Below are 21,198 nucleotides of genomic sequence, written 5' to 3'. Positions count from 1 at the left end.
AAGGGCTGGCTCGAGCCGCTGCGTTACCAGCCGGCGGTCAAAAGCGACGGCAAGGCCGGCGAGCTGGCGCTGCTGCGCATTCGTTACAAGGCGCCGGGGCAACCGGACAGTCGCTTGCTGGAGGTGCCGATCGCGGCCGAGGCGACGGCACCGGCGATTGCCGCGGCCAGCAAGGACCTGCGGTTCGCCGCGGCGGTGGCCGGCTTCGCCCAGCAGTTGAGCGGCGGGCAGTACACCGGCACGTTCGGCCTGGCCGCCAGTGCCGAGCTGGCCCGGGGGGCCAAGGGTGACGACCGGTTCGGGCTGCGCGGCGAGTTTATCCAGCTGGTCGAACTGGCGCAGAGTCTGCAACCCGCTTCAACGGCGCCCCCCACCAGCGATTGAAGACGAACTTCGAGTCGGTTTGATACTCTGATTCTGCACACTGGTGTGCGGTAAGCTGTAGCCAGGTGTCGGCTGGCGGCATTGAACCCACGGGCCACCGCTGCCACTTGCCTCGCGCGTTCGCGGATGCAGGATGACCCTGCCGAAACGGCAGGTCATTGCAGCATGACTTGCCAGACCGACGTCCGCACGCCAGGATGAGGTCCATTCTCAGAGAGCTTGAACGGCTTATGAGCGCTTTTCGCCCCTGTATGCTGGTACTGGCTGCCATGTTGTTAGGCGCCTGTGACGCTACCGACAGTCCGCCGGAACGCAAGCCGACACCGGCACCGGTCCCTGCGACCGCGACCACTACGGCAGCTGCACCCGTCGCAGCGCCAGTCGTTGAGCCTGGGCCGGCAGCCGCCGCGCCGCAGTCGCCTTCGCCCTTTGCCGCACCGACGCTGGAGCCGGCCCCGCCATCAACGCCTGAAACGGCTGCGGAGGCCCCTGTGCAGGCCTTTACGCCTGAGCTGCAGCTGCCAAAAAAAGCCGAGCCCGAACCCGAGCCGATGGTGCCGGTGAAAAAACTCGAACCGGTGGTCGTGGCGCCTGCGCCTGCGGTGCTCAAACCCGTGGTAAAAAAGAACCCGACACCGGTGGCGCCGTCCAAGGCCCCCGCAGTGGAGCAGGCCGAGGTGCCCAAGGCGCCACTGGACCTGCGCTTGCCGGCAGAGTTGGTGGACAGCCTGCAGCCGAAGGACCAGCCCAGGGAAACCGACACGGCGTTATTGCCGCCGATGTTCGGCGAAAAGGTTGGCGACGATCCCTTCCAGTTGAATGGGCGTTTGATCACCAAGGAGCGCGAGGACGTGATCGAGGGCGCCGAACTGCAGTTCGAATTCAAACGCTGAGCGCCGGCGCCACGGCCACCGGTCTGGCAAGCCTACAAACCCAGGGCACTCAGCCCGGGATGCGTGTCGGGGCGCCGCCCCAGGGGCCAGTGAAAGTGGCGCTCACCTTCATCGATGGCCAGGTCGTTGATGCTGGCGTAGCGCAGCTGCATCAACCCCTGTCCATCGAACAGCCAGTTTTCGTTGCCGTAGCTGCGAAACCAGCGCCCTTCGGCATCCTGCCATTCGTAGGCGAAACGCACGGCGATGCGTCGCTCGTCATGGGCCCAGAGCTCCTTGATCAAGCGGTATTCGCGCTCGTGCTGCCATTTGCGCGTCAGAAAATCCTCGATCGCCTGGCGACCCTGCACGAACTCATTGCGGTTGCGCCAGCGACTGTCCGGCGTATAGGCCTGGGCGACCCGAGCGGGGTCGCGGCTGTTCCAGCCATCTTCGGCCAGGCGGACTTTTAACGCGGCGCCGGCGGGGGTAAAGGGTGGCACGGGAGGACGACTGTCCATGGCAACTCCTGCGTGGTGGTGGTTTCGGGGAACGCTTAGAACCTGGGGCTATTTTTTTGGCAACGCGGCGCGTGTGGCGATTCTCCTCCGGCCCTAAAGCTCCAGTACCAGCGGCGGGCCGTGCTTATCGGCGTCGGCCGGGATGGCGCAGCAGATCAGCACCTCATCCTCTGCCGGCGCAAGGGCGGGGGCGTGCGGGTAGTGCACCTGGCCACTGAGCAGGCGGGTGGCGCAGCTGCCGCAGGAGCCGCTGCGGCAGCTGAAGGCCGGGGTCAGCCCTTGGCGCTGGGCCAGGTCCAGCAGGGTACCGCTGGCCGGCGTCCAGTCGGCGGTTTTGGCCGAGCGTTGGAACTGCACCGGCACCGGCGACGTGGCAGCCAACGCCTGCGCGTGTTCCGCGGATGCGGGCGCCGGCTGTCGGCGCACACCCGACGGGCCAAAGGTTTCGGTGTGGATACGGGCGTCGTCGATATTCAGTGCCCTGAGCCCGTCGTACAGCTCCTGGGTAAAGCCACTGGGACCGCAGAGGTAAAAATCGAAGTCGTCGAAGGGCAGCACCGCCTTAAGCAGCTCGATATCGATGCGTCCCGCTAGGGGCTGCGCCTCGGCTGGTCGCGTACCCGGCTCCGCCTGGCTGAGCAGGCGCGCCACGCGCAGGTGGTCACCGGCCTGGCGCTGCAGCGCGTCGACTTCCTCGACGAAGGCCAGGTCGTCCGGCCGCCGGGCGCCCTGGAACCACCAGACGCGACGGGCGCGGCGCAGCCGCGCATTCTGATAGAGCACCTCACGCAGCATCGCCAGCAGCGGCGTGACCCCGACCCCGGCACTCAGCAACACCAACGGCCGGCGCGAGTCGCCGTCCAGCGTAAACCCACCCTGGGGCGCCCGTGCCGCCACCCGGCTACCCACGGCGAGGTGTTCGTGCAGCCAGCGTGATCCCTGCCCGTCCCGTTGTACGCTGATGCGCAGGAAAGGGGCGGACGGTGCGCTGGACAGGCTGTAGCTGCGCAGCAAGGGTTGTCCCTGACCGGTAATCGGCAGCCGCAGCGTCAGGTGCTGTCCGGCCTGGAAGTTCGCCACGCCGGCCTGGTCCGCCGGTTCCAGGTAGAAGGAGCGAATACGCGCGCTCTCGTCGACCACCCGGGTCACCCGCAGCGGTCGCCATTGCCGGCCCAGGGCCACGCCGCGCAGGCGGGCGTCGGCCGCGGGCCAGCTGCCGGTCATCAGGCTGTTGGGCGAGTAGTCCTGAAACTGGCCACGCCAGCTCAGCGCGGCGGGGCGGCGCACCAGCTGCTCGACCCGAAAGCGCCAGAGGCGTTCGGCGCCCTGGAAGGCCGCGATCTGCGGCCCCTCGAGAATCAGCTCGGTGGAGCCGGAGAGCTGCAGCAACTCGCCGCTGACGAAATCGATAAAGAGCAGGCCGGCGCGGGGGTTGAGCAGCAGGTTGCCGAGGGTGTTGAAGTGCAGGTTGCCGGCAAAGTCGGGAATGGTCAGGCAGTCCTCCTCGACCTTGACGAACCCGGCTTGGCCACCGCGATGGGAACAGTCCACCGCGCGACTGCCATCCGCATGCTCGACATAGCTGCTGACAAAGAAGGTATCGGCCGCACCGATCAGTCCGCGGGCCGCCGCATCCAGCCCTGTCTGGCGCTGGACCGGCTGCGGCGCGGCACCGCTGGTGGCATCGGCATTGGACACACGCCGCTGGATATATTGCGGGCAATTGCCAAAGGCCTGGGACACGGCCAGCGTCAGCCCGTGCTTATCCATCGCCGTGACCTGACCGTTAACCCGGTTACGCCGGCGGCTATGCAATTCGATGCCCAGTAGCCCGATCGCGGCACCGGGGGCGAGGCCGGCCGCTGCCGGGTCGTCGGCTTCGAAGCGGCCATCGAGCCGCAAGGTCCGGGCATCGGGTGTCTGGATAAAGCCTGCCGGCCCTTCGAGGATGCCGGTCCAGGGAGCGCCCTGGGCGTTCACCGAGCCGTAGAGGAGAAACGGCAGTTGGCGGTAGAACGCGCGGTGTTGCTCGGGCATATGGTCACGGATGACCTGGCGGCCGAGACGCTCCATGCCTTCGCTGACCCCGACCTGGGCCTGCAAGTGTTTTTCCCCGGCGTGCCAGGGCGAGGCAGTGGTTGCGTTGGGCTCAGGGGACGCTGACATGGCGCAGGCTCCAGTGCGGGGCGGGCCACCTGCGCGGGCCATGGCCGTGGCAGGTGGCGCAGGGTCATACGCTGTGCAGGCCGACGGCGCTGCGCGGCATGGGCACGAATCCGGGCAAGGCCTCGATGCGCGACAGCCAGCCGCGCAGGTGCGGGTAGTCGGCCAGGGATACATTGCCCTCGGGTGCATGGGCGATGTAGCTGTAGGCGGCAATATCGGCCAGGGTCGCCTGGTCGCCCGCCAGGAAGGCGCTGTGGCGCAGTTCCCCCTCGACCACCTGGAGCAGGGCGTGGGATAGGGCAATGCACTGCGCGGCGTTGTAGGGCGCGCCGAACACCGTGATCAGCCGTGCGCGGGCCGGCCCGGCGGCGATCTGCCCGGCGGCCACCGACAACCAGCGCTGCACCTTGGCCTGTGCCACCGGCTCGCTCGGCAGCCAACGGCCGTTACCGTAGCGGGTTGCCAGGTACACCAGGATCGCGTTGGAATCGCTGAGCAGGGTGCCGTTGTCATCGATCACCGGCACCTGGCCAAAGGGGTTGAGGGCGAGGAACTCGGGCTGTTTGTGGGCGCCGTTGGCCAGGTCGACGAACACCAGTTCGCTCGGCAGGCCGAGCAGCGAGAGCATCAGTTCGACCCGATGGGCGTGGCCGGAAAGGGGGTGGTGATAGAGTTTGATCGGTTGGATGGACATGCGGCACTCCAGGGGCAGCGGGGGAAAGCAGCGCCCTGCCTGGTGAACTGCCTGGCCCATGCGGCGCTGATGGAGTGCATCATCCGTCTAACGATCAGTCTGAGGAATGGCCAGAAATGGCAATCCTTTATTTCAATAAATGAAATAAATAACCGCCGACACAAGCGTGGATCCGGGCGTGGGTGCTGCTGGCCGACTGACGCTGCAGGCGACAGGCGCTGGCGGAGCAGGGGGTAGAGCGGTGCGCGTCGCCGCCGGAACCGGTCGGCGACGCGTAGCGAGTTTTAGTCGACAAACAGGTCGGGGATCAGGGTGCCGCCGGCCGGGTCGAAGCGGTACTGTTCGAACTCGCTCTGACCCTGCTCGCGCAAAATATCCTCGTCGATCAGCAAACGGCCGGTGATGCTGCGGTCGCTGCTGCAGAGAATGCCATGGGCGGCGTCGGCCATGATCGCGACGGTGCGCGCGCGCTTGAAGGCGTCACGGCTGCCCAGCTCGAATTCGATGGCGGCAGTGGCGATCATGGTTTTGGGCCACAGCGAGTTGACGCTGATGCCGTACTTCTTGAATTCCTCGCTCATGCCCAGGGTCAGCATGCTCATGCCGTACTTGGTCACCGTGTAGGGACCGTGCTGGGCGAACCATTTGCTGTCCATGTTCAGCGGCGGCGACAGGTTGAGGATGTGCCCGCTGGCGCTTTTTTTCAGGTAGGGCAGGGCCGCCTGGCTGCAGACCATCACCGCGCGGGTATTGATCTGGAACATCAGGTCGAAGCGCTTGGCTTCCAGCTGCTCGACGCCGACCAGTTTGATCGCGCCGGCATTGTTGATCAGGATATCGATGCCGCCGAAGTGCTCGGCGGCCTGGGCCATGGCGACTTTGACCGCCTGCTCGTCGCGCACGTCCAGTTGCAGGGCCAAGGCCCGACCGCCGGCGGCCTCGACTTCGGCGGCCACGCTGTGGATGGTGCCGGCCAGTTTCGCATGGGGCTGCGCGCTCTTGGCCGCGATGACGATATTGGCGCCGTCGGCGGCGGCCTTGAGGGCGAATTCACGACCGATTCCGCGGCTCGCGCCGGTGATAAACAGGGTCTTTCCTGACAGTGACATGGGCGTTCTCCGTGTTGTTGTTTTATGTTGTTTTAATCGGCGGACTACCTGACGGCCATTCTCCCTTGAGTCGGTGAGGGGCTTGCCGGCCCCCTGGAACCTCAGCTGGCCGCGGGCGGTACGTCGGCTTCGATTTCCACCAGCAGCTGGCGGCCCTTGACCTGGTCGCCCCGGCCGACCTGCACCCGGCTGATCCGGCCGGCAATCCCGGCCTTGAGCGGGTGCTCCATTTTCATCGCCTCCAGCACCAGCAGCAGCTGGCCGGGTTGTACCCGATCACCGACCGCCACCAGCACCTCGACGATGGCGCCGTCCATGGGGGCCTTGAGCAGGCCGGAGCCGGCGCGGCCCTGGCCCTCGGCCGGTGCGTGGGTGAGGTCGAGCAGCTCGAGGTTGCCGAAATGGCCCTGCAGCCACAGGCGCTGGCCCTCCAGGTGATAGGCCTGGCGGCGCTGTACGCCGGCGATCTCCAGGCGCGCCCAACGGCCATCGGCGCTCAGCAGGCGCAGTTCGATGCACGCTTCGCCGACCTGCACCGCCAGGCGCGGCTGCGCTCCGGACTCGAGGAGCTGCACCTGCAGGCGATGGCGTTGTTCGCCGTACTGCAGCAGCCAGGTCAAGGGCGCGCTGGGGGCGTTGCGCCAGCCCTGCAGCACCGGTTGCCGGGCAAGCGCACTGGCCGAGGCCTGGTACAGCAGGGCGGCGGCGCACGCCAGCTCGGCCGGCGCGGCGACCTGCGGCCGCAGGCTGGGCTCGTCCTGCAAGTGCTCGCCGATAAAGGCGGTGGTGGCATGGCCCGCGGCAAACTGCGGGTGGCCAAGCAGGTTGGCGAGAAAACGCTGGTTGCCGTTGACGCCCAGCAGCACCGAATCCTCCACCGCGCGGATCAGCTTGCGCCGCGCCTCCTCGCGGGTCGCGCCATAAGCGATGATCTTGGCCAGCATCGGGTCGTAGAACGGCGTGATGGCCTGGCCTTCGAGCAGGCCATGGTCGATGCGGATCCCCGGGCCCTGGGCCGGTTCCCAGCGCCGGACGGTACCGGTCTGGGGCAGGAACTCGCGCCCGGTGTCCTCGGCGTAGAGCCGCACCTCCATGGCGTGTCCGGTGAGCGTCACCTGCTCCTGGCTCAGGGGCAGCGCCTGGCCCGCGGCGACCAACAGCTGCCAGGCCACCAGGTCGAGGCCGGTGACCAGCTCGGTCACCGGGTGTTCGACCTGCAGGCGGGTGTTCATCTCTAGGAAGAAAAACTCGCCACTGGCATCCAGCAGAAACTCCACGGTACCGGCCCCGACGTAGTTCACCGAGGCGGCGGCGCGCACCGCGGCCTCGCCCATGGCCCGCCGCAGCTCGGCGGTCATCACCGGGCAGGGCGCTTCCTCGACGACCTTTTGATGGCGACGCTGCACCGAGCAGTCGCGCTCGCCCAGGTAGAGGATGTGGCCGTGCTGGTCGCCGAAGACCTGGATTTCCACATGCCGTGGCGCCAACACCGCCCGTTCGAGAATCAGCTCGCCGCTGCCGAAGGCGTTCTGCGCCTCGGAGCGCGCGGTGCGCAGTTGTTCCAGCAGCTGTTTGGGCTGGTGCACCAAGCGCATGCCACGTCCGCCGCCGCCAGCGCTGGCCTTGATCATCAGCGGATAACCGACCCGCTCGGCCGCCTGGGCCAGGGCCTGTTCATCCTGATCGGCGCCCTGGTAGCCGGGTATGCAGGGCACGCCGGCGTCGAGCATGGCCAGTTTCGACAAGCGTTTGCTGCCCATCAGGTGGATGGCTTCGACGCTGGGGCCGATAAACACCAGGCCGGCCGCCTGGCAGGCCTCGGCGAAGGCGGCGTTTTCCGAGAGAAAACCGTAGCCCGGGTGCACCGCGTCCGCCCCGGTCTGGCGCGCCGCCTCGAGCAAGGCCGGGATATTCAGGTAGGAATCCTTGACCGCCGCCGGGCCGATGCACACGGCCTCGTCGGCCAGCTGCACATGCCGGGCATCGGCATCGGCACCGCTGTACACGGCAACGCTGCGGTAGCCCAGTTCATGGGCGGTGCGCATCACCCGGCAGGCGATCTCGCCGCGGTTGGCGATCAGTATCTTGTTGAAACTGGGCATCTGCGTGCTCCTGCAAAACCATTTCAGGCTGACGGGGCGGGCGTTATCGATCCAGCGGCCACCGTCGCGTCGAACGTAACCCCGAGACCGCTACTGCGCCCAACGGGGCGGGCGCTTCTGTACAAAAGCCAGGGTTCCCTCGCTGCCTTCGGCACCCACCACGGCCTCGGCGAACAGCCCGGCGGCGCGGTCCAGCAACGGCGCCAGCGCTTCCCGCTCGCTGGCCAACAACAGGGCCTTGGTCGCGGCGTTGGCCCCCGGGGCACAGCGTTTGATCAGTTGCAGTTGCTCGTCCAGGCGCTCGGCCAGGGCTTGGGCGTCGCTTTCGACAAAGTGCACCAGGCCCAGGCGCGCGGCTTCCCGACCGTCGAAGCGAGCGGCGGTCAGGGCCAGGCGGCGGGCCTGGGTCAAACCGATGCGTTGCACCACAAAAGGCGCGATCTGCGCCGGCAGGATACCCAGGCTGGTTTCCGGCAAGCCGAACCGCGCGTCGCTGTGGGCCAGGGCGATATCGCAGACACAGGCCAGGCCGAAGCCGCCGCCGAGGACCGCGCCCTGCACCACCGCGAGGGTGACCTGAGGCGCCTGCTGGACTTCTTCGAGCAGCGCGCCGAAGGCGCGGTTCAGGTCGCGGTAAGCGGATTCGCCCGCGGCCCGCGCCGCGGCCATGTCCTTGATATCGCCGCCAGCGCAGAAGTGCCCACCGGCACCGACCAATACCAGGGCGCGCACCGTGGCGTCCCCGCGCACCGCGGCCAGCACCGCGCGCAATTCCTCGACCATCTGCAGGCTCATGGCGTTGCGGCTGTCCGGCCGGTTGAGGGTGATATGCAGCACACCCGCCTGGGCATCCAGCAACAGGGTGTCGCAGTTAGGTAGAGCGGACATCCGTTATTCCTCGTACAAAGACGCTGAGACTGAAGCGCGTGGCGTCGATACCCAGAGTGGGCGGGTTGATGGCTATCGCTGCGCTCAACCCAGCCTACGTGTTTACTTTTTCTTGCCGGGCAGGATGCCCATCAACTTGCAGATGATGCCCAGCATGATCTCGTCCGCCCCTCCGCCGATGGAGACCAGGCGCACATCGCGGTAGGCACGCGAGACCGGGTTGTCCCACATAAAGCCCATGCCGCCCCAGTACTGCAGGCAGCTGTCGCTGACCTCGCGGCCCAGGCGACCGGCCTTGAGCTTGGCCATGGAAGCCAGCTTGGTCACGTCGCGGCCTTTCACGTATTGCTCGGTGGCCTGGTAGACCAGGGCGCGCAGGCATTCGATCTCGGTCTGCAGCTCGGCCAGGCGAAAGTGGATAACCTGGTTGTCGATCAGCGGTTGGCCGAAGGTCTGCCGCGCCTTGCAGTACTCGATGGTGCTGTCGACGCAGTACTCCAGGCCCTTGATCATATTGGCCGCGCCGAACAGGCGTTCCTCCTGGAACTGCAGCATCTGCATCATAAAACCGGCGCCCTCATGGCCGATGCGATAGCGCTGCGGCACCCGCACGTTGTCGAAGAACACCTGGGCGGTCTCGGAGCTGCGCATGCCGAGCTTGTCCAGGTGCGGGCTGATGCTGATCCCGGGGGTATCCATCGGCACCACGATCAGCGACTTGTTGACGTGGGGCTTGTCGTCGGAGGTGTTGGCCAGCAGGCACATGAAGTCGGCGGACGGCGAGTTGGTGATCCACATCTTGCTGCCGTTGATCACGTAGTCGTCGCCGTCCTTTTTCGCCTGGGTCTTCAGACCGGCGACATCGGAGCCCGCGCCGACCTCGGAGACGCCGATGCAGCCGACCATTTCGCCGGTGATCGAGGGGCGCAGGAACTGCTCGCGCAATTCATCCGAGCCGAAACGGGCCAGCGCCGGGGTGCACATGTCGGTCTGCACGCCGATGGACATCGGGATGCCGCCGCAGTGGATGGTGCCGAATTCCTCGGCGGCGACAATCGAATAGCTGTAGTCCAGGCCCATGCCACCGAACTTCTCCGGTTTGGATATGCCCAGCAGGCCCAGCTCACCGGCCTTGCGAAAAATTTCGTGGATCGGGAAACGGCCGTCCTTTTCCCACTGGTCGACGTGGGGATTGATTTCCTTGTCGACGAAATTGCGCACGGTGCGCCGCAGTTCTTCGTGTTCCTGGGTAAAGACCATGGTGCTTCTCCTAGTCGGGTTCCGCCTCTCCGTGCGGAGAGGAGGCGGGACGGGCTTAGCCCGCCCTCTCGGGGGAAACGCGGCTCACAGGCGCGCCACGCCAAAGGTGTTGGCGCTGAGGGGGCGCAGGGCCGCCTCGGCACAGAGGTCGAGCAGAAAGCCCAGCAGGGTGCGGGTGTCCCGTGGATCGATCAGGCCGTCGTCCCACAGGCTGGCGGTGCCGTAGAGCGCGGTGGACTGGCTGTCGAGCTTTTGCGCGGTGACGGTTTCCAGCATGTCGAGCATCTTCGGATCGGCGTCCTTGCCTTCCTTGCGGTGCTTGTCCTCGGTGACGATGCGCAGCACCTTGCCGGCCTGGGCACCGCCCATCACGGCGGTGCGGCTGTTCGGCCAGGCGAAGATAAAGCGCGGGTCCAGGCCGCGTCCGCACATCGCATAGTTGCCCGCGCCGTAGGAGCCACCGACCACCACCGTGAGCTTGGGGACCCGGCAGTTGGCCACCGCCTGAATCAGCTTGGCGCCATGTTTGATCACGCCGTTCTGCTCGGAGTCGGTGCCGACCATAAAACCGGTGGTGTTGTGAAAGAACAGGATAGGCGTGTTGCTCTGGTCGCACAGCTGGATAAATTGCGCGGCCTTGACCGCCCCCTTGGGGGTGATGGGGCCGTTATTGCCGATAAAGCCGCAGGGCTGACCCTCGATCTGCAGGTGACCGCACACCGTTTGCGTGTCGAACTCGGCCTTGAAGTCGAGAAACTGCGAGCCGTCGGCGATACGGGCGATGATCTCACGGACGTCATAGGGTTTTTTCGCGTCCGCCGGAATCAACCCCAGCAGCTCCTCGGTCGGGTACAGGGGTTCCTCGTAATGCTTGGGCGGGCGAGCCGGCAGGCGCGCATTCCACGGCAGCATCGCGACGATCTCGCGGGCGATGCGCACCCCGTCGGCGTCGTTTTCGGCCAGGTATTCGGCGGTGCCGGCGACCTGGGCATGCATTTCGGCGCCGCCCAGTTCCTCGTCAGTGGCCACCTCGCCCGTGGCGGCCTTGAGCAAGGGTGGCCCGGCGAGGAACAGCTTGGCCTTGCCCCGTACCACCACCACGTAATCCGACAGCCCGGGCTGATAGGCGCCGCCGGCGGTGGACGAGCCGTGCACCACGGTGATCTGCGGCAGGCCCATGGCCGACATGCGCGCCTGGTTGGCGAAGCCGCGTGCGCCTTCGACGAAGATGTCCGCCGCGTAGTTGAGGTTGGCGCCGCCGCTCTCGGCCAGGGTGATCACCGGCAGTTTGTTCTCGACGGCGATCTGTTGCAGGCGCAGGGATTTTTTCAGGCCCGAGGGGCTGATGGTGCCGCCCTTGATCGCGCTGTTGTTGGCCAGCACCAGGCAGCGCACGCCGGCGACATAACCAATGCCGGCGATAATGCCGCCGCCGGCCTGGGTACCGTCCTTGTCGTCGTGGAGTTTGTAGCCGGCCAGGGAGGCCAGTTCGAGGAACGGCGCACCGGCATCGAGCAGCAGGTTCAGGCGTTCCCGTGGCAGCAGTTGGCCGCGTTTGTCGAACTTGGCCTTGGCTTCCTGGGCCTTGTCCAGCACCTTCTGTTCCGCGTCGCGGAAGGTCGCCAGGGTGGCCAGCATGGCCGCGCGATTGCTGGCGTAGTCGGCGCTGTGGCGGTCCAGCGTGGTTTCGATCAGCGGCATGCCGTCATTCCCCCTGGTCTTTCAGCACATCGGGCAGGTAGGCCCGGTGAAAGCCGTTGTAGGAGTGGCTGTTCTTGGCCTTGTGCAGCGGCCAGGCCCGCGAGCCCTGGGTCGCGGCGCCGTCGATGCGCACGGTGTTGCCGCTGATAAAGGCCGCGCCGGGCGACAGCAGGAACAGGATCGCCGCCGAGACCTCGGATTCGGTGCCGATGCGCTTGAGCGGCACGTGTTCGCGCAGGGTCGGGATCACCGCCTTGAAGGCGCCCTCGTAGGTGTCCATACCGCTGGAGGCGATCCAGCCCGGCGCCACGGCGTTGACCCGCACCCCGGCATAACCCCACTCGAAGGCGGCGGTCTTGGTGAAGTTCTCCATGCCGGCACGGGCGGCGCCGGAGTGGCCCATGCCGGGCATGCCGCCCCACATGTCGGCGAGCATATTGACGATGGCGCCGCCGTGCTTGCTCATGGATTGGTTGAACACTTCACGGGCCACCAGAAAACCGCCGACCAGGTTGGTGCGCACCACGGTCTCGAAGCCTTTCTGGTTGATCGAGGCCAGCGGCGAGGGGTACTGGCCGCCGGCGTTGTTGACCAGGCCGTGGATCGGTCCGTGTTCGGCCAGCACCGCGGCGACCATGGCCTTGACCTGGTCCTCTTCGCGGATGTCGCAGACCTGCCAGCTGACCCGGCCGCCATCCTCGAGGATTTCCCCGGCGGTGGCTTCCAATTTGTGCGCCTTGCGCCCGACCAGCACCACCTGGGCGCCCAGGGCCGCCAGTTCATGGGCGGTGCAACGGCCGATGCCACTGCCGCCGCCGGTGACAAGCACGGTCTGACCGGCGAACAGGTCAGGCTTGAAGATCGAGTCGTATGCCATCGTGGTTAAGGTCCTTGTCGTCGGCGGGGTTACAGGGTATCGGCCAGGGCTTGCGGCAGCGGCACGGGAAACTCCAGCAACTGCTGGGCGAAGGCCTTGCCTTGCGGGTCGATGCGCAGGCTGGCGACACCGCCGCCGCCCAGGGCGTTGTGCAACAGGAAGTTCAGGCCCTGGCAGCCGGGCAAGTACCAGGATTCGACTCGGCCGTTGTGGGGGTCGAGCAGGTGTTCGAACCAGGCGGCCACTGCACTGTTGCTCAGCGCCGCGGCGATCCAGGGCAGGTACTCAGGGCGGCGCGCCAGTACGCCGATGTTGCTGTGGTTACCCTTGTCCCCTGACCGCGCGACGGCCAGGCGGATCAAGGGCACGCTGACGTCGGTCGCCCCCTGGGCCGTGGGCGCCGCCACGGCGGGGGCGGGCGTCTGGGCGGCGGCGGGCAGGGTCGGCAGGGACAGCGGCCGACGCTCGCCGTCCATCTCCACCGCCAGCGGGCAGCGTGTTTTGTCGACCAGAAAGGAGAACAGCCGGATTACCGGGTAGACCGTGGGCCGCCCGCCGACGATGCCGGTCAGACCCGGCGCCATGCCGGTGGCCGCCTGGGCGATCTCGCGGGAAAACAGCACCAGGGCGTCCTTGCGGGCGTGGCGGACCGCCAGCTTGACCACCACTTCACGGCAGTCGCGGCGGCGTCCGCGTGGACCGTAGGTGGCCTCGCTGCCGAGCAACTCCACGTCGACCTGCTGGAACGGCCCCCAACCCCGCTGGGCGAACAGTTCGGCGGTCCTGGCGAGGATCGCCTGGCTGACCCGTTCGGCCTTGGCCACCGCGTCGATACCGGCGATCACGCAGCTGGCGGTGCAGCGAAAGCCGTCCGGGTAGGTGGCCGAGACCTTGTACTGCCCGGAGGGCGCACGGCCGCGGGCACCCTTGAGCGCCACCCGGTCGACGCCAACCTGCTCGAGACTGACCGCGGAAAAATCGCAGATCACGTCCGGCAGCAAATAGGCGCGCGGATCGCCGATTTCGTACAGCAGCTGTTCGCCTACGGACAAGGGGCTGATCAGGCCACCGCTGCCCGCTGGTTTGCCGACCACGAACGCGCCGTCGGCCTGCACCTCGATCACCGGGAAACCGATGTGCTCATAGTCGGGTACGCTCTGCCAGTCGGTGAAGTTGCCACCGGTGCACTGCGCGCCGCATTCGATGATATGGCCGGCCAGGGCCGCCTGGGCCAGCTTGTCGTAATCGTCCCAGTGCCAGCCGAATTCGTGGACCAGCGCGGCGCTGACCACCGCGCTGTCGACCACCCGGCCGGTGATGACGATGTCGGCGCCCAGCGCCAAGGCGTCGACCAGGGCGGGTGCGCCCAGGTAGGCGTTGACCGACACGCAATGCGGCGGTAGGGGCGCATCGGTGAACATTTCCCGGGTACCGGCCTTGGCCAGCTCGCCCAGTTGCGGCAGCAGGTTGTCACCCTGGACCACGGCGATCTTCAGGTTTACGCCGGCTTTTTCACAGGCCGCGGCCAGGGCGTTGGCGCAGGCCTGGGGGTTGACCCCGCCGGCGTTACTGATCACGCGGATGCCTTTGCTGGCGATAGCCGTCAGCAGCGGGCTCAGCACCTCGATGAAATCGCTGGCGTAACCGGCCTGGGGATCCTTCATGCGGGCACCGGCCATGATCGACAGGGTGATTTCGGCCAGGTAGTCGAACACCAGGTAATCGAGTTGGGTACCCTGTACCAGTTGGGCGGCAGCGGTCGAGGTGTCCCCCCAGAATGCGGATGCGCAGCCGATGCGAACGGTCTGAGTGGTGGCCATGCGTGGAGGTCCCCTGAAGTAGTGGTTGGACATTACCAAGCAAGCGCTTGGTTGAAAAGCCCGGTTCGGCACTTTTTCCGTTAGAATTGCCCCCAAGCGCTTGCTTGGCTAATCGCTGGGGCTTAAATTCCTCAACGGTGACAGGCACTTGGCACAAATCCGCGGGTCCCTGCAGGCGAGGGCGAGACGGCAAGCGGAATCAGCAAAGTGGGAGAATTGACCGTGGATGATCTGAAGGCCCAGGCGGTGATGCAGGCGTTGGTGCGCGATGGGCAGATCACCGACCCCGAGAGCGCGCGGGGCAAGCTGCTGCAGACTGCGGCCCACCTGTTTCGCAGCAAGGGTTATGAGCGCACCACGGTGCGTGATTTGGCCGGTGCCGTGGGCATTCAGTCCGGCAGCATCTTTCACCATTTCAAGAGCAAGGATGAAATCCTGCGCTCGGTGATGGAGGAGACCATTCGCTACAACACCGCGCTGATGCAGGCCGCCCTGGCCGAGGCCGGGGATTTGCGGGGTCGGGTACTGGCGCTGATCCGCTGTGAACTGCAATCGATCATGGGGGGCACGGGCGAAGCCATGGCGGTGCTGGTGTATGAATGGCGTTCCCTGTCCGCGGACGGCCAGGCATACATCCTGGCCTTGCGCGACCGCTACGAAGCGCTTTGGCTCACGGTGCTGGGCGAAGCGCGGGATGCCGGATATTTTCAGGGCGATCCCTTTATTCAGCGGCGTTTTTTGACCGGTGCGTTATCCTGGACCACCACCTGGTTCCGCCCCGAAGGGCCGATGACCCTGGATCAATTGGCCGACGAGGCATTGTCGTTGGTGTGCAAGAAAATCTGAGGGGAATCGTCTAGGCTTCAAGAGCCCTTGGAGCCGATTCGCTGGCTCTGGACACAGGAAGTCCCCCCATGCTGCCGGTTGGCAGCGAGTGACGCCATGCTGTGTCGAGGTAATGCGTTTGCACCCCTTGTTAACCCTCCTGTTGATTGTGTTCAGCCTCGGCGCGTTGCCCGCCACCGCGGTTGAGCGCGTGCGCGTCGGCGCGTACCACTTCCCCCCTTATATGATCAAGCCAGAGAGTCCGGAGGCTTCGGGGCTGTTGCCAGAGTTGTTGACGCTGCTCAACCACAGCCAGTCCGACTATCAGTTCGAATTGGTGCCCACCGCGGTGACCCGCCGTTACCGCGACTTCGAGCAAGGGCGATTCGACCTGATCCTGTTCGAGTCCCCCAGTTGGGGGTGGCAGGGTACCCCGCTGAGCTCCGTGGACTTGCTGATCGAGGACGCCGAGGTCTATGTGGCCCGCGCCGAACCGGGGCGTGACCAGGGCTATTTCGCCAACCTGCAGGGTAAGCGGTTGGCGCTCTACAATGGCTATCACTATGGCTTCGCCGGGTTCAATGCCGATCAGGATTTCCTGACCCAACAGTACAATGCGGTGCTGACCTACTCCCACGACAGCAACCTGTTGATGCTGCTGAAGGGGCGGGCCGACGTGGCGGTGATCACCCGTTCCTACCTGCAACTCTATCAGGACCGCAACCCCGAGCAGGGTGCGGCGTTTCTGGTCTCCCAACGGGTTGATCAGGTCTATCACCACCATGCGCTGCTGCGGCCCCAGGCGCCCATCGATGCCGAGGCCTTCGCCCGCCTGATGCAGCAGGTCCGCGGCGAGGGGCGGCTCCGACCACTGCTGGAGCGTTATCACCTGTCGCTGTTGGAGCCCTGAAAACCTGGGCAGTGCCCGGGGGGTTGGGCTAGGGTTCCAGAAACCGCTATCCATTGAGGTCAGTATGAGACTCGCCTTGCGCCCGCCATTTCGAGGACTGCTCCTGGGCATAGGCGCGCTGTGCTGCCTGCCGGCGATGGCGACGCAGGAAGTCCGAGTGGGTGGCGCGCATTTTCCGCCCTACGTGATCAAACCCAGCGCCGAGGTGCTGGGTGGCTTGCTGCCGCAGTTGCTGGAGGCGCTCAACCAGATCCAGGCCGATTTTCACTTCGTCATGTTGCCGACCTCGGTCCAGCGACGCTTCCGCGATTTCGAACAGGGCCGCATTGATATCGCGCTGTTCGAGAATCCCGAATGGGGCTGGCAGAAGATCGAGCATCAGGTCGTCGACATGGCCCTGGAAGACGCCGAGGTGTTCGTTGGGCGTGCGGAGGCAGGTCATGGTCAGGAGTACTTCGAGCAGCTCAAAGGCAAGCGCCTGGCGCTGTACAGTGGCTATCACTACAGCTTCGCGGCGTTCAATGCCGACCCCAAGTTCCTCGCCCGCGAATTCAGCGCCACCCTGACCTATTCCCACGACAGCAACCTGCTGATGGTGCTGAAAAACCGCGCGGATATCGCCCTGGTGACCCGCTCCTACCTGGGTGATTTCTTTGAGCAGCACCGCGATTATCAGGCGCGCCTGCTGGTATCCGAACGGGTCGACCAGCGTTACCGTCACCATGCGCTGTTGCGTCCACGGTCGCCGATCGATGGGCCGGCGTTTGCCGCGCTGCTACGACGTCTGCGTGACAATGGTCGTTTGCAGAAAATTTTCTCGCCGTACCAGATCGAGGTACTGCCCGGTGCCGCGGTAGTGACCAAGGCTGCCACGACGCCCTGAGCCAGGCCTCAGGGGTCCGGAAAATAGTCCTGCAGCAGGTAGGGGGCATCGAATTGGGCGCGTCCGATAAAGGCCGTGGCGTGCCGTCCCCACTGGCGCATGGTGCCAGGCGAATCGACCCCCGACGGCCACAGCAACCAGCGTTCCAGGCGTTCGCTGCCCGGCACCAGGCCGTCCGGGCCATACAGGCTGCGCCGTCCCTGGGGATGAGGCAACTGGCGCAGCCCGTCCAGGGGTGACCGCGCGTAGCCGATCGCCGGGAACGCCGAGGCGCGGTCGTCGACCCAGCTCAAGCGATGATCGCCACTGGCCAGCCAGAGCGTGGCGCCGGTCCGGCCCTCCAGCGTCAGGCGCCGCGCCAGGCGGCTCTCCTGGTCGGCCTCGGGGCGCAACTGCAGCGGCGAGTGCACCGGCAGATAAAAGCCATGCCAGCAGCCACAGGGATGAATCGAATCGTAGAGCAACGCTTCGCCCCGTTCATTCAGGGTGACGCGCCAGAGCAGGCCGTCCAGCTTGCCGGCATACAGGTCCAGGGGGTGGGTGTCAGGGCGCCGGGCGAACCAGAGCTGGTAGATCAGTTGCAACCGCCAGCGACCGTCCAGCCAGCTCCAGCCCAGGTGCTGATAAACCCGCGGCGTCTGCTGAAACACGCGTCGACCCCGGGTGTCGAAGGCCGGGCTGCCCAGGCGGTCGGCGCGGCTGCGTTGCTCGATGCGCAGCGTTGGCGCGTGCCGGGCAAACAGCGCGTCGGCCTGCTCGGCGCTGGGCCGCGGCAAGCCCAGGGCATCGACGTTCAGCGCGGTTACCGGTGGCGGCACAGGGGCGGGCGGCGCCAGCGGCGTATAGGTCAGCCAGCGTGCCGCCTCCGCCGGCGCCTCGGTGGCGGAGGCAGCACGCTGCCAGGCCTGCACGCCACGGCGATAAAAAGGTTCGAACAATCCGTAGGCGCCCAGCCGACGGGCCCAGGGACGGTAGTCGTCGGGCACCTGCGCTGCCGCCGCCGCGTGCTGGAAGGCCAGTGGATCGACGAGCAGACGTTCGATTTGGGCTTGTCGACAGAGAGCCAGCGCCTGCTGACGGGACGCTGATGTCCACTGCGCGGCTTGGCTGGCGGGCAGATTGCCCAGTTCGATAGCGCTGGCCTCTGCGTCGCGCGCGGCCAGTTCCTGCAGCCATAGGCGGCGGGCATCGGGGCGAGTCGCAGTCCCCGCCAGGGCGGCCAGCAGGCGATCGCTGCGCAAGCCTGGCAAGCCGGCCAGTGGTTGGTATTGCGCGTCGCCGGCGCCCTGGACAACCGCGTCCCGGGCCGCGAACAGGGCGGCACAGGTCGGCTTATCGGCCGTTGCGGACGGCGGCGGATGGGCGCAGCCGGCCAGTGCCAGCAGCGCCAGCAGGCTAGCGGTCCTGGGCGTCCTTAGCGTCCATTTCGAGGTTGCGGTCATGGATGCGTTTGAGTTGCTCGGGGCTCAGGGGCAGCGGTTTGGCCGTATCGCGCAGCATCATCAGGCCGCCGACGATGGAGCCAATGGCCAGGATCAGGATTAACCAGGCGAACCAAGGCATAGTGTTTCTCCACAGGGCGTTTGGGCGAATCAGTATCCCCCGCCGGAGGGCGAAGGGTCAGCTTATTCGTGGGGCATGTGGCTTCGAGTTCGCTCGCCCGTCTGCGGTTCAGTTTCAATGCGCGGGGCTCTCCGTGACCCGCAGCAGGTTGCTGTCATCCTTCAGGGCGACGCCGCTCAGGCTCAGGCGCAGCGCCTCGCGCGCCAGGTAATCGAGTTTGTGCGCCGCCAGGGCGTAAGGCAGGCCCTCGGGGCGCACGTTGGAAATGCAGTTGCGTTCGCTGTCCATCCGCCCGACCCGCGGTTGGAACGTCAGGTACAGCCCCAGGCTGTCGGGCGAACTCAGGCCCGGGCGCTCGCCGATCAGCATCACTACCAGGCGCGCGCGCAGCGCCTGGCCGATACCGTCGCCGATCGCCACCCGGCCTTGCTCGGCGAGTACCACCGGGGTGTTCGCCCAATCGGTGTCGAAGCGCTGGCGGAACAGCTGCAGCAGCGGCAGCGCGTGGCGCTGCACGGCAATCGAGGACAGGCCATCGGCAATCACCACGGCCAGCTCCGGCGCGGCGACTTCGTCGCTCAGGCGAGCGTAGCAGGCGTCGGCCAGGTGGCGGCCCTTGTCCGGGCGCAACAGGTAACTCTGCCGGTCCTCGGCGTCGCTCCTGACCTGCAATACGCGAAACTGCGCGTTTTCCAGCTGGCTGCGCAGGCTGGCGAAGTCCAGGGGACGGTGCACCGCGTCGCGGGCCTGGGCATGGGCCAGGCCAAAACGCAGCACCTCGTTGGTCGGCAGGCTGGAGCCCACCCGGCCGATGGCGATGCGGGCCGAGGTATGGGCGCGCAGCTCGTCCCAGGGATTGTGCTGGATCAGTTCGTCGTTCATGCGGCCCCCGAGACCCGTGGCAGTTGCTCCAGCAGTTGATGGCTGCGGCCGATCTGGCGCAGCTGGCCGGAGGCTTCGGTAATGGCCATGCGCGTCAACCAGGCGTCGAACTCCGGCGCCCGTTTCAGGCCCATGACCGAACGCAGGTACAAGGCGTCGTGGAAGGAGGTGCTCTGGTAATTGAGCATGATGTCGTCAGCACCGGGTATGCCCATGATAAAGGTGATGCCGGCGGTGCCCAGCAGGGTCAGCAGGGTGTCCATGTCGTCCTGGTCGGCTTCGGCGTGGTTGGTGTAGCAGACGTCGCAGCCCATGGGCACGCCGAGCAATTTGGCGCAGAAGTGGTCTTCCAGCCCGGCGCGGATGATCTGCTTGCCGTCGTAGAGGTATTCGGGTCCGATAAAGCCGACCACGGTATTGACCAGCAAGGGTTTGAACTCACGCGCCACCGCATAGGCACGGGCCTCGCAGGTCTGCTGATCGACGCCATGGTGACCGCCCGCGGACAGGGCGCTGCCCTGGCCGGTTTCGAAGTACATCAGGTTGTCGCCGACGGTGCCGCGCTTGAGCGACAGCGCCGCCTCGTGGGCCTCCTTGAGGATCGCCAGGCTGACGCCGAAACTGGCATTGGTTTTCTCGCTGCCGGCGATGGACTGGAACACCAGGTCGATCGGCGCACCGGCCTCGATCGCCTGGATCTGGGTGGTGACATGGGTCAGCACACAGCTCTGCATGGGAATGTCGAAGTGCTGGCGGACCTCGTCCATCATCTGCCACAGGCGCATCAGGGTCGGCAGCGAATCGCTGGCCGGGTTGATGCCGACCGTGGCATCCCCGGCGCCGTAGAGCAGGCCGTCGAGCAGGCTGGCGGCGATGCCGCGCACGTCGTCGGTGGGGTGGTTGGGTTGCAGGCGCACCGACAGGTGCCCGGGCAGACCGATGGTGTTGCGAAAGGCGGTGACCACCCGGCATTTTTTCGCCACCAGGATCAGGTCCTGGTTGCGCATCAGCTTGCTTACCGCCGCGGCCATTTCCGGGGTGATGCCCATGGCCACGGCCGCCAGCGTGGCGCTGTCGGTGCTGTCGAGCAACAGCCAGTTGCGCAGGTCGCCCACGCTCATATGGCTGATGGGGGCGAAGGCATCGAGGGCATGCCGGTCGACGATCAGGCGACTGACCTCATCCTCTTCATAGGGGATCAGCAGCTCTTCCAGGAAACGCTTGAGCGGCACATCGGCCAGGGCCATCTTGGCCGCCATGCGTTCTTCATAGGTGGCGGCGGCCAGGCCGGCGAGGTAATCGCCCGAGCGCGCGGGGCTGGCCTTGGCGAGCAGGGTCTTGAGATCGGCGAAGCGGTACACCTGGGAACCGACAGTGCTGTGATAGGGCATAAGAATCCCGGTCGTCGAAACAGGCGCCGCCGAATGGCGGTCGCCGATACCCCACAAGGTTTTATCCCTCCGTCGAGGGCTTGTCCAGCGGGGCGAGCGAGCGGGGTGGACAGGCTGTGTGGCCGTCCACCCTTTTTCGCCCTGGGCGCATGATCGTCGCTTAGGCGCCGGTCAGCATGGCGTCGGCGGGGGCCTCGGCGCGGTGGCGGGCGGTCAGCTGGAAGTAGACGAAGCCCACCGCCATAAAGCCGAGGAAGACCAGGCCGATCACCGGGTTGAACCAGGCCATGGCGGTCAGGCAGACCAGCGCCAGGGCCAGGGCGATGCCCGGCACCACGGGGTAACCCGGG

Annotated in this window: 19 protein-coding genes and 1 pseudogene; 5 read left to right on the top strand and 15 right to left on the bottom strand. The window is 66.4% G+C overall.

Annotated features, from left to right (window positions below):
• Together ABWY06_RS22450 and ABWY06_RS22445 are read left to right on the top strand one after the other, a co-directional pair.
• Positions 1–384 (top strand): YfbK domain-containing protein (locus ABWY06_RS22450; RefSeq protein ID WP_353927810.1); only part of this gene is annotated, 384 nt, incomplete at its 5' end.
• A gap of 491 nt (positions 385–875) precedes the next feature.
• A complete protein-coding gene (locus ABWY06_RS22445; RefSeq protein WP_353927809.1) occupies positions 876–1,277 on the top strand; it encodes a hypothetical protein in 402 nt (133 codons plus the stop codon).
• A 32-nt stretch (positions 1,278–1,309) separates the two neighbouring features.
• Here the strand turns inward: ABWY06_RS22445 and ABWY06_RS22440 are convergent, their stop codons facing one another.
• The 10 genes from ABWY06_RS22440 to ABWY06_RS22395 form a co-directional block, all read right to left on the bottom strand.
• Positions 1,310–1,777 carry a nuclear transport factor 2 family protein gene (locus ABWY06_RS22440; RefSeq protein WP_353927808.1) on the bottom strand — a complete coding sequence of 156 codons (468 nt, stop codon included), beginning with the start codon at positions 1,775–1,777 and terminating at the stop codon, positions 1,310–1,312.
• A gap of 93 nt (positions 1,778–1,870) precedes the next feature.
• A complete protein-coding gene (locus ABWY06_RS22435) occupies positions 1,871–3,943 on the bottom strand; it encodes a 2Fe-2S iron-sulfur cluster-binding protein (RefSeq protein WP_353927807.1) in 2,073 nt (690 codons plus the stop codon).
• A 64-nt stretch (positions 3,944–4,007) separates the two neighbouring features.
• Positions 4,008–4,637: a glutathione S-transferase family protein gene (locus ABWY06_RS22430; RefSeq protein ID WP_353927806.1), complete on the bottom strand. Its 630-nt coding sequence runs from the start codon at positions 4,635–4,637 to the stop codon at positions 4,008–4,010.
• Positions 4,638–4,921: 284 nt separating this feature from the next.
• The gene (locus ABWY06_RS22425; RefSeq protein WP_353927805.1) at positions 4,922–5,746 is read right to left on the bottom strand and encodes an SDR family oxidoreductase; all 825 of its coding nucleotides are present in this window, start codon (positions 5,744–5,746) and stop codon (positions 4,922–4,924) included.
• A 101-nt stretch (positions 5,747–5,847) separates the two neighbouring features.
• The gene (locus ABWY06_RS22420; RefSeq protein WP_353927804.1) at positions 5,848–7,848 is read right to left on the bottom strand and encodes an acetyl/propionyl/methylcrotonyl-CoA carboxylase subunit alpha; all 2,001 of its coding nucleotides are present in this window, start codon (positions 7,846–7,848) and stop codon (positions 5,848–5,850) included.
• A 90-nt stretch (positions 7,849–7,938) separates the two neighbouring features.
• Positions 7,939–8,736: an enoyl-CoA hydratase/isomerase family protein gene (locus tag ABWY06_RS22415; RefSeq protein WP_353927803.1), complete on the bottom strand. Its 798-nt coding sequence runs from the start codon at positions 8,734–8,736 to the stop codon at positions 7,939–7,941.
• A gap of 102 nt (positions 8,737–8,838) precedes the next feature.
• Positions 8,839–9,996: a citronellyl-CoA dehydrogenase gene (atuD, locus tag ABWY06_RS22410; protein ID WP_353927802.1), complete on the bottom strand. Its 1,158-nt coding sequence runs from the start codon at positions 9,994–9,996 to the stop codon at positions 8,839–8,841.
• An 84-nt stretch (positions 9,997–10,080) separates the two neighbouring features.
• Positions 10,081–11,697 (bottom strand): geranyl-CoA carboxylase subunit beta, encoded by a 1,617-nt coding sequence (gene atuC / locus ABWY06_RS22405; protein ID WP_353927801.1) that lies wholly within the window; start codon positions 11,695–11,697, stop codon positions 10,081–10,083.
• A 4-nt stretch (positions 11,698–11,701) separates the two neighbouring features.
• Positions 11,702–12,574, bottom strand: a complete 873-nt coding sequence (locus tag ABWY06_RS22400; RefSeq protein ID WP_353927800.1) for an SDR family oxidoreductase — start codon at positions 12,572–12,574, stop codon at positions 11,702–11,704.
• A 29-nt stretch (positions 12,575–12,603) separates the two neighbouring features.
• Complete coding sequence (locus ABWY06_RS22395; RefSeq protein ID WP_353927799.1) at positions 12,604–14,394, bottom strand: acyclic terpene utilization AtuA family protein; 1,791 nt, start codon at positions 14,392–14,394, stop codon at positions 12,604–12,606.
• Positions 14,395–14,616: 222 nt separating this feature from the next.
• Between ABWY06_RS22395 and ABWY06_RS22390 the strand changes: the two genes are divergently transcribed.
• From ABWY06_RS22390 to ABWY06_RS22380, 3 genes are all read left to right on the top strand, one after another.
• Positions 14,617–15,240: a TetR/AcrR family transcriptional regulator gene (locus ABWY06_RS22390; protein ID WP_353927798.1), complete on the top strand. Its 624-nt coding sequence runs from the start codon at positions 14,617–14,619 to the stop codon at positions 15,238–15,240.
• 112 nt (positions 15,241–15,352) lie between these two features.
• Positions 15,353–16,129 carry a substrate-binding periplasmic protein gene (locus ABWY06_RS22385; RefSeq protein WP_353927797.1) on the top strand — a complete coding sequence of 259 codons (777 nt, stop codon included), beginning with the start codon at positions 15,353–15,355 and terminating at the stop codon, positions 16,127–16,129.
• 64 nt (positions 16,130–16,193) lie between these two features.
• The gene (locus ABWY06_RS22380; RefSeq protein WP_353927796.1) at positions 16,194–17,012 is read left to right on the top strand and encodes a substrate-binding periplasmic protein; all 819 of its coding nucleotides are present in this window, start codon (positions 16,194–16,196) and stop codon (positions 17,010–17,012) included.
• Between the two features lie 8 nt (positions 17,013–17,020).
• Here ABWY06_RS22380 and ABWY06_RS22375 read toward each other — a convergent pair whose 3' ends face one another.
• The 5 genes and pseudogenes from ABWY06_RS22375 to ABWY06_RS22355 form a co-directional block, all read right to left on the bottom strand.
• Positions 17,021–18,454, bottom strand: coding sequence for a hypothetical protein (locus ABWY06_RS22375; RefSeq protein WP_353927795.1), 1,434 nt, complete (start codon positions 18,452–18,454; stop codon positions 17,021–17,023).
• Positions 18,408–18,575 (bottom strand): DUF2897 family protein, encoded by a 168-nt coding sequence (locus ABWY06_RS22370; protein WP_353927794.1) that lies wholly within the window; start codon positions 18,573–18,575, stop codon positions 18,408–18,410. The genes ABWY06_RS22375 and ABWY06_RS22370 overlap by 47 nt, the downstream gene beginning before the upstream one ends.
• 114 nt (positions 18,576–18,689) lie before the next feature.
• Positions 18,690–19,457 (bottom strand): ethanolamine ammonia-lyase subunit EutC, encoded by a 768-nt coding sequence (gene eutC / locus ABWY06_RS22365; protein ID WP_353927793.1) that lies wholly within the window; start codon positions 19,455–19,457, stop codon positions 18,690–18,692.
• The gene (locus ABWY06_RS22360; RefSeq protein ID WP_353927792.1) at positions 19,454–20,848 is read right to left on the bottom strand and encodes an ethanolamine ammonia-lyase subunit EutB; all 1,395 of its coding nucleotides are present in this window, start codon (positions 20,846–20,848) and stop codon (positions 19,454–19,456) included. The genes eutC and ABWY06_RS22360 overlap by 4 nt, the downstream gene beginning before the upstream one ends.
• A gap of 160 nt (positions 20,849–21,008) precedes the next feature.
• Positions 21,009–21,198, bottom strand: a pseudogene (locus ABWY06_RS22355) (ethanolamine permease); the annotation flags it as partial.

Source organism: Pseudomonas sp. (assembly GCF_040514055.1).
Taxonomy (GTDB): Bacteria; Pseudomonadota; Gammaproteobacteria; order Pseudomonadales; family Pseudomonadaceae; genus Aquipseudomonas.
This window is presented reverse-complemented; position numbering and strand designations above follow the sequence as displayed.